Origin of the sequence: Methylobacterium sp. Leaf112 (assembly GCF_001423295.1) — a bacterium.
In the GTDB taxonomy this organism is placed as follows: Bacteria; Pseudomonadota; Alphaproteobacteria; order Rhizobiales; family Beijerinckiaceae; genus Methylobacterium.
Window position 1 is genome coordinate 87,250 of record NZ_LMNG01000011.1, and the last position, 8,074, is coordinate 95,323.

The 8,074-nt window shown below is 70.5% G+C and carries 7 protein-coding genes and 1 pseudogene; 3 read left to right on the forward strand and 5 right to left on the reverse strand.

Features of this window, described 5'->3' with window-relative positions:
• Positions 1-4: 4 nt before the first annotated feature.
• The 4 genes and pseudogenes from ASF52_RS23150 to ASF52_RS23440 form a co-directional block, all read right to left on the reverse strand.
• Positions 5-1,129: an ABC transporter transmembrane domain-containing protein gene (locus ASF52_RS23150; RefSeq protein WP_244473728.1), complete on the reverse strand. Its 1,125-nt coding sequence runs from the start codon at positions 1,127-1,129 to the stop codon at positions 5-7.
• Complete coding sequence (locus tag ASF52_RS22855; protein WP_056169605.1) at positions 1,126-2,292, reverse strand: hypothetical protein; 1,167 nt, start codon at positions 2,290-2,292, stop codon at positions 1,126-1,128. Before ASF52_RS22855 ends, ASF52_RS23150 begins: the two co-directional genes overlap by 4 nt.
• On the reverse strand, positions 2,289-3,146 hold the full coding sequence (locus ASF52_RS23435) for a sugar nucleotide-binding protein (RefSeq protein WP_274533783.1): 858 nt from the start codon (positions 3,144-3,146) through the stop codon (positions 2,289-2,291). Before ASF52_RS23435 ends, ASF52_RS22855 begins: the two co-directional genes overlap by 4 nt.
• Positions 3,147-3,326: 180 nt before the next feature.
• Positions 3,327-4,478, reverse strand: a pseudogene (locus ASF52_RS23440) (family 1 glycosylhydrolase); the annotation flags it as partial.
• Between the two features lie 376 nt (positions 4,479-4,854).
• Here ASF52_RS23440 and ASF52_RS06745 point away from each other — a divergent pair.
• From ASF52_RS06745 to ASF52_RS22480, 3 genes are all read left to right on the forward strand, one after another.
• The gene (locus ASF52_RS06745; protein ID WP_244473729.1) at positions 4,855-5,982 is read left to right on the forward strand and encodes a glycosyltransferase; all 1,128 of its coding nucleotides are present in this window, start codon (positions 4,855-4,857) and stop codon (positions 5,980-5,982) included.
• A gap of 73 nt (positions 5,983-6,055) precedes the next feature.
• Complete coding sequence (gene glf, locus ASF52_RS06750; RefSeq protein ID WP_056169608.1) at positions 6,056-7,210, forward strand: UDP-galactopyranose mutase; 1,155 nt, start codon at positions 6,056-6,058, stop codon at positions 7,208-7,210.
• The gene (locus tag ASF52_RS22480; RefSeq protein ID WP_156629989.1) at positions 7,207-7,566 is read left to right on the forward strand and encodes a hypothetical protein; all 360 of its coding nucleotides are present in this window, start codon (positions 7,207-7,209) and stop codon (positions 7,564-7,566) included. Before glf ends, ASF52_RS22480 begins: the two co-directional genes overlap by 4 nt.
• Positions 7,567-7,837: 271 nt before the next feature.
• On the opposite strand, the gene ASF52_RS22860 is transcribed toward ASF52_RS22480, so the two are convergent.
• A partial coding sequence (locus ASF52_RS22860) for a hypothetical protein (protein ID WP_082515222.1) occupies positions 7,838-8,074 on the reverse strand: 237 nt, incomplete at its 5' end.

Consider the following 8,074-nt stretch of genomic DNA (forward strand, 5'->3'; position numbering starts at 1 on the left):
CGACCTACTGGCCGGCCGGGATCGTGAGGGTGACGCCGTCGAGGACGCGCCGTCCCGCCCCGTACGCGAAGGCGACGTCACGCAATTCGATGCGGCCGCCGCCGCAGACGAGGTCCGGCGCGCCCGGCGCATCCGGCACCGTCCGCGGCTGGGCGATGACCGCGAGGGTCTCCTCGACGAAGCCGAATTGCTGGGCCACGTCCACGAGGGAGAGAGCCATGTCCTTGGAGCTGTGCAGGATGCGCAGGGTCAGGCTCGCCACCACCACCACCTCGCCGGGGCTGGCCTGCCCGCTTCTCCACAACATCACCGCCCAGGTCAGGATGCCGGCGGCCATCGCCCAGAGGGCGAGGTCGTGGAGGAGCCGGGCCACCTCGAGGTACATCCAGCTCCGGCGCTGCGCCGTCGCCTCGGCCTCGAACCCGGTGCGCAGGCGCAGCCATTCGCGGCGGCGGGCCGAGAAGGCCTTCACCGTCCACATGTTGGTGATGGTGTCGACGAGGTCGCCCGCCACCTTGGCCGCTTCGCCCGAATAGGCGCGGTGGAGGGGGCGGCCGCGCTCCCCGAACACGATCAGGCCCAGGGTGACGCCGATGACGAAGACCAGGAGGGCGGCGGTGAGCCGGCCGTCGATGGTCGCGAAGATGATCACCGCGCCGCCGACATCCACCACCGGCGGAATGATGCGCCACACCAGGGTGTTGATGAGGGCGCCGAAATTGCCGGCCGTGGCGGTGATGCGCTGGCCGAGGGAGCCCGCGCGGTTCTCCGCGAAGTAGCGCATCGACTGCGCGCTGAGTTCGTCGAAAAGTTCGAGGCGCAGGCCGACCCCGACGCCCACGGTGGTGCGGCAGGCGAGCCACCCCGTGAGCCGCGCGAGCACGCCCTCGGCGGCGATGAGGCCGAGGAACAGCAGCAGCACCGCCGTGACGGCCGAGGCGGCGTCGGCCGGCCGGGTCATGGCGTCGACGAACTGCTTCAGGACGTATTGCTGTCCGACGCCGCAGGCGGAGGCCGCGACCACGAGGGTGAACAGCGATCCGAAATGCCAGCGCCAGCACAGCAGGTGGTGCCGGATGAACCGGCCGGGACCGGACAGGTGCGGAGCGACCAGGGGACCATCCTTCATGCGGCGCCTGGAGCCTGCGCGAACAGAGTCTGCTGGCGTCGGAGTTCCGCGGCGAAATCCGGATCGCAGAACCGTCGTCCGTCTCGGTCGGGTGCGGACAACAGGCCCACCGCGCAGGGGCGCCCGTCGTCCCACCCGGGATAATCGAGAATCGGATAGAGGCAGATCCCCGCGACCGGGACGCCGCCGCGGCGCGCGGCCAGAACCTCGCCGCAGACGTAGTGCAGCCACGCCGCCCGGGCCGTGCCTTCGGCGCCCGTCTCCGCCACCAGGAGCGGACGCTCGTAACGGCCATGAACCTCCGCCAGCATGTGGCGCAGGGGTCGGTAGGCATGGTGGCCGAGGGGGATCGTTCCCCCGTCATGGACCCACTGGTTGTCCGGGTAGAAGTTCACCCCGACGACATCGAGGCAATCGGGACCGCCGCCGAGCTCTGGGCAGAGGCGCCCGCTCACCATGTCGAGGGCCTCGTACTGCACCGTCCGGTAGGCCTCGGCGGCGGGCACGTCCTCCGGGCTGCCGGCGACGACGTGGATCAGGGGTTCGGCATCGAGGAAGCGCGCGTCCGGCACCGCGGTGCGGATCGCCCGCGTCGCGGCGACGGAGGCGCGCACGAGCTGGCGCTTGAGCTCCGGCCCCCGCTCGAGGGCGAGGGGCGCCATGCGGCCGACATCGCCCCCGGCCCAGGCCCAGTAGGAAATCTCGTTGACGGTGCAGAAGGCGGGCGCGCCGTCCGTCTCGGCGGCCACGATCCGGGCGGCCTCGGCGGCGAACGCGGCAAAGCGTACGGGGAAGGCCTCGGACCAGATGTCGAGGTCGTCGGGCCAACCGTAATGGCAGAGGTCCCAGATCACCCGCTGACCGCTGGCGCGGGCCGCCCGCAGCATCGGCAGGGCGCTCGACCAGTCGTACACCCGGGGCGCGACCTCGATCCGGTGCCAGCGCAGGCCGTCGCGGACGCCACCGAGCCCGAGGGCCCGCAGGGCCGCGTAATCGGCCGCCGCCCAGGTGTCGTGACCCGTCGCGGCGATGAGGTCGAGGCGCTGCCCGTCGCGGCGGCGATGGGTCGAGCATTCGAACCCGCCGAGGAACGGCGTCGGGCTGAGCGCGCCGGCGTCCCGGGTCACCGGGCCTGGAACGGCGCCGCCTTGGGTACCAGTCATTCCGCGGCCTGCCGCACGGCTAGGGGGGACGCCGCCGCGACGGCATCGCGAAAACGCTGCAGGGCGCTCGCCCGCGTCGGCATGAGCAGGCCGCGCGTGCTCGTGAGCGCGCGGTTGATCCGCAGGATCCCGGATCCGACGGCCGTCGGCGAATGCCCCGCGACACCGTGCGCGATCTCCGCGAGGGCTGCGTCCCGGTCCACCGCCCCACGGTTGACGAGGTGCCACGGCCCGGACACGTCGTCGATGAGAAGATCCAGCGCCGCATGGGCGAGGTCCGGCAGATAGCTGACGGACAGGAGCTCGGGCTGGCCGGGAGGCGTCTCCGTCCCCTCTCCGTGCGCGTCGCGGAGCGGCACGGCTGCGAAAGCGGGGTCGGGCGCATCGAAGACGAGGCCGGGGCGGACGATCAGTGCCCGTGGATGCCGTGATCGGATCCGTGCCTCGGACGCCGCGACGCCGTGCGCGTAGGGGCCGTCGGGCCTGACGGGATCCGCCTCGTCGGCGGGTCGGCCGAGGCTGCCGTCGAAGACGCGATCGCTGGAGAACGTCAGGAGCGGGAGGCCCGCGCGGGCGCAGGCCGCGGCGATGCGGCCCGCCCGGTCGGCGCAGACCGGGCGGGCCGCGCCGGAATCCTCCCGGCCCGCCGCATCGGCGTCGAGGCCGGCGGCGTCGATGATCGCCCAGGCCGCATGCCGGGCGATGAGGGCGTCGAGGGTCGGGTCCTCCTCCGACGCGCCGGCCGGCACCGTCACCCGGTGCAACCCCCGGTCCTGGCAGATCCGGACCAGGCCCTGTGCGAGGCGGCCATCCACAGCGAGGATCAGGAGCGGACGGGCGCGGTCCGGGCGCATCGCCACCGCGCCCGCTTGCCGCCGGTAGAACCGGACCGGCCGGTGCCACCAGCCCGGCGAATCGAGGACCGGATGGTCGTAGCGTCCGGTGGTCGCGAGGGCGCGCACGGCCGTCGCCAGGGCGGTCGCGCGGGGCTTCGGTGCCCGAATGTCGAAGGCGCCGGGCTCGTAGATCCCCGCGCGGTCGACGAGCAGGCTGTTCCAATCCACCGCGCCCATGAGCGACCACACGGTCACGGCTTCCACCGGCACGCCCCGGTCGCGCAGTGCCGTGGCGGCGTTCCACACCTCCGCCAGCCAGCGCAGCTGCTCGTCACGGCTGCAGCCGTGGTGCACCTCGGTGACGGCGACGGGAATGCGGTAGCGCTCCCACACCTCGGTGAGGCGGGCGGCGGGACCCGTGGCGCCCTCGGGAAGGGCGACCCGCACGGCCTCCACGTCGGCGTAACGCTGGCGGCCGTTGCCGCCCCGCGAGGCTGCCGGATAGGCCCGCAGGCGGCCATCGAGATAGCGCTCGCTCGTGAGGTAGTGGTTGACCCCGATGAGGCCGGGCGCTCCCTCCCCCGTGGCGAGCAGGGCCAGATCCGCCGCCGGAACGCCATGATCGATCAGGCGCTCGTACCAGGGATGGGCCGGATCCACCCGGCCGCACAGGAGATCGAGGCTGAGCCAGCGTCGCGCGTTCTCGTAGGCCGCCTGGCCCGCGAGGGCCGGCGTGCTGAACGTCCGTCCGATGTCCTCGGTCTGGACGAGGCGCGCCGCGGGGATCAGCCGGCGGATCGCCCGCATGGCCAGGAGAGTCGCCTTGCATTGGTTGACCGCCATGCGCAGGAACGCGGCCTCGCTGCGCGCGTGGGGATACCAATGGCCGTAGAGGCCGGCGAACCGCGCCGTGGTCAGCGGTTCGTTGACCGGCGTGAACTGGCGCAGCCAGGGGTAGCGACGGGCGACCCGATCGGCATACGCGGCGAACAGCCGTGGCAGGTCAGGATCGAGGAGACCGGTGCCGAACGGTCCGCTGCCGTGGTGGAGCAGGCCGACGATGGGAACGATGCCGAGGCGCCGAAGCCTGTTCAAACGCGCATCCTGCCACGACCAATCCGGCGTCGCCGAAACCTCCGGCGCGACGCTCTCCCACAGGAGCGGATAACGCAGGGCGCGGATGCCGAGCCGTGCGACGGCGTCGAGATCCGCGCTGCGCCAGCGATGACCGGTCTCGCGCACCTGATCCCGGAATCGGTCTCCGATCCGCGCGACGGTGCATTCGAAGCCGCCCCAGAGTTCGAGTGGCGCGCCGCCGGCGCTCACGAACCGACCCACCGCGAACCGGGCGGCCGCTGTTCCGACTTCGCACCGATCATCGTCTACCGCCCGAAATCGTAATCAGACTCCATCTCGTAATACTGACCATGAATACCGCCGCAATCTTTAACCTATGAGAACGACAGGGTTCGGCAGCGAAAATATCAACGCTTTATCGATCCCGAATTGTACGAGACCTGTTCTCGGGTGATCGCCCAACGACCTCGTAGAGGGGACGCGAAACGTGAAGCAGGAATCTGGACTTTCGCCCGATCCGGTCGGCGTGTCGGATCTCATGGTTCTGAATACTCCTCCCACTTTTGGGTATCGAAGTCCTGCTCCGGAATATCGCAAATCCACCGCGGAACAGCACGGTGATCCATCGTCCCGTCCACGCCCTCTGCTTGTGTGCTTCTCTCATCTGCGCTGGAACTTCGTCCGTCAGCGCCCGCAGCACCTTCTCACCCGCGCCGCGAAGTGGTTCGACGTCCTTTTCATCGAGGAGCCGGTCTTCGAGGCGGGCGGTACGGCGCGGCTGAAACGCGAGGGCGTCGGCCCGTCCCTCGAAGTGCTCGTTCCCATCGTCGATCCCGCCGACACGCAGTCCCTTGCGCAGGTCCTTCACGGCCTCGTCGCACGGGAACTGGATGGCTCCCGTCATCGCACGCGGGTGTTCTGGTACTATACGCCGGCCGCCCTCGCCTTTACGCAGACGCTGCACCGCGACCTGACGATCTACGACAACATGGACGAGCTGTCGGCCTTCCGGGGTGCCTCGGACGCCTTGGTCTCGCAGGAACGGACGCTGCTGGCCACCGCCGACCTCGTCTTCACCGGTGGCTACAGTCTTTACGCCGCCAAGCGCGATGCCCATCCCGACATCCACTGCTTCCCGTCCTCCGTTGAAACCGCGCATTTCGCCCGTGCCCGCCATGGCACGACCCCGGACCCGGCGGACCAGGCCGCCCTGGCCCGGCCGCGCCTCGGGTTCTTCGGCGTGGTCGACGAGCGGTTCGACGCCGACTTCCTCGCCCAATTCGCCGATCTTCGGCCGGAGTGGCAGTTCGTCATCCTCGGTCCCGTCGTGAAGATCGATCCGGCCGAACTACCCAAGCGGCCCAACATCCATTGGCTCGGACCGAAACTCTACGACGATCTCCCGGACTACTTGGCGCATTGGGATCTCGGGCTGATGTCGTTCGCCGTGAACGCCGCGACGCGGTTCATCAGCCCGACGAAGACGCCGGAATTTCTCGCCGCCGGCCTGCCTGTGATCTCGACGCCCATCGTCGACGTGGTGCGCGGGTACGGCGAGGCCGGCCTCGTCGAAATCGCCGACACGCCGGGCACCGCCGCCCTCGCGGCCGAAGCCCTGATGGCGCGTGCACGGGCGCCGTGGCTCGCCCGTGTCGACGCCCGCCTCGCCGGCGATTCCTGGGATCGAACCTGGGCCGACATGGAGGCGCGGATGATGGCGGTCCTCGGCGAACCGATGTCGGATTCGCCGCGTCCGGTGATGCGCGAGACCGTCTGATCCCCTCCCGTCCGCGATGGGGCCGTCCGCTGCGCGCCCTCCCCGCGGCCCGAACAGTCGAGGTTCGAGACCGATGTACGATTGGCTGATCGTCGGAGCCGGTTTTGCCGGCAGCGTGCTCGCCGAGCGCCTCGCGCGCGAGCGGGGCGAGCGAATCCTCGTGGTCGACCGGCGCGATCACATCGGCGGCAACGCCTACGACTGTCTCAACGCCGACGGATTGTTGATCCACCGCTACGGGCCGCACATCTTCCACACCAACGCACAGGCGGTGTTCGCGTACCTGTCCGACTTCACGGCCTGGCGGCCCTACGAGCACCGGGTCCTCGCCGAGGTCAACGGCCAGCGCGTGCCGATCCCGATCAACCTCGACACGATCAACCGGCTGTACGGACTGTCTCTGACGTCCCCCGAGCTCGAAGCTTGGTTCGCCGCCCGGGCGGAGCCCGTCGAGGAGATCCGAACCGCCGAGGACGTCGTCGTCTCGACGGTGGGCCGCGAACTCTACGAGCTGTTCTTTCGCGACTACACCCGCAAGCAATGGGGCCGTGATCCCTCCGAGCTCGACCGGTCGGTGACCGCTCGGGTTCCGACCCGGACCGACCGGGACGACCGTTATTTCACCGATCGCTATCAGGCGATGCCGAAGCACGGCTACACGGCGATGTTCGCCGCAATGCTCGACCATCCCAACATCACGCTGGCGCTCGGCACCGACTTCCGCAGCCTCGGTCCCACCGCACGGGCGCGGCGCACCATCTTCACCGGTCCGATCGAAACCTACTTCGACACCTGCTACGGCCCCCTGCCCTATCGCAGCCTGCGCTTCGAACACGTCACACGCGACGTCGCGTGGCACCAGCCGGTGGGCGTGGTCAACTATCCGCAGACGGAGGCCTACACTCGGGTCACCGAATACAAGCACCTCACCGGGCAGACGCATCCGCGCACGGCCCTCACCTACGAGTATCCGTCCGCCGAGGGCGAGCCCTACTACCCGATCCCGTGCGCCGCGCATCAGGCGCTCTACAAGCGCTATGAGCAACGCGCCCGCGACGAGCGGAATGTCTGGTTCGTCGGCCGGCTCGCCACCTATCGCTACTACAACATGGACCAGATCGTCGGACAGGCGCTCGCGACGTTCCGGCGGATCGACGCGGAGATTCCCCGGCGGGATGGACGGGTGCGCGCGCCGGCCGTCGATCGGACCACCTCCGAACTGGCGTGAGACCCATGGCCGAGCGGGCGCCCTCCCGGCCTCCGGCGACGACGGAGCGGCCGCTGGGCGAGCGGGACCGGGCGGCGATACGGGAGGATTTCGCCGAGGGTCCGCTGACTGGTGAGGAGCGGCGTTTCGCCGATCTTCTCGCGTGGGAGGCGCAGGCCCGCGCGGACGGTGCCGATCCCAGGACCCTCGCGGCCCTCGCGAAAGCGCGCCGTGCCGCCGGCCGCGCCTGCCACCCTGCGGGGCTTGCCAACGACCCTGCGGGGCTTGCCAACGACGGCGCCGGGGCCCGCACCGCGGCGCGGCGTCCGACCGCCGCCATCCCGGCGGACCGGTGCGCCACCCGGACCAGGGGGTGAGCGATGCCGTCGCGATCAGCCGGCACCTGCCGGTGGCGCGATGCAGTCGCGCCGACGCCTTCGAGGGTGCAGCGGACACGGCCCACCGCTCGCGATCCGGACATGGACGCACCGCAGCTCGCTCGCTGCGCGGATGCTACGCCCGGCCTGGGTGCCCACGATCCCGAGCGAACGCGCCGGAAGCGGCCGTATCGGCGACGGCGCCACCGGGATGGTGGTCGGTGTGGCGCGATTTGCCGCCGCCCATGCGGATCGGCACCCGGGCTCGGCATCACAGTGCGGAGCTTGCCGTCGTGGCGAGGCGGTGCGTGATCCAGTCCTGGGCGGCGTCGAGGCTGGCGAAGGTCGGCGGGTTCGGATGGTCGACGCGGCCGAATCCGGCTTCGAGGAACCACCGGCCGGCGTCCGACCCGTGCTGCTCGCACAGGTGAACCAGGATCGCCACGAGGAACCCATCGTCGAACACGAGATGGCTCTCGGTATCGTTGCTGCCCGTCGCGACCTGCAC

Excerpts from the sequence above, each read along its gene's own strand:
- ASF52_RS23150 (WP_244473728.1), bottom strand. The coding sequence starts at position 1,129 with ATGAAGGATGGTCCCCTGGTCGCTCCGCACCTGTCCGGTCCCGGCCGG.
- ASF52_RS22855 (WP_056169605.1), bottom strand. The coding sequence starts at position 2,292 with ATGACTGGTACCCAAGGCGGCGCCGTTCCAGGCCCGGTGACCCGGGAC.
- ASF52_RS23435 (WP_274533783.1), bottom strand. The coding sequence starts at position 3,146 with ATGCGCCCGGACCGCGCCCGTCCGCTCCTGATCCTCGCTGTGGATGGC.
- glf (WP_056169608.1), top strand. The coding sequence starts at position 6,056 with ATGTACGATTGGCTGATCGTCGGAGCCGGTTTTGCCGGCAGCGTGCTC.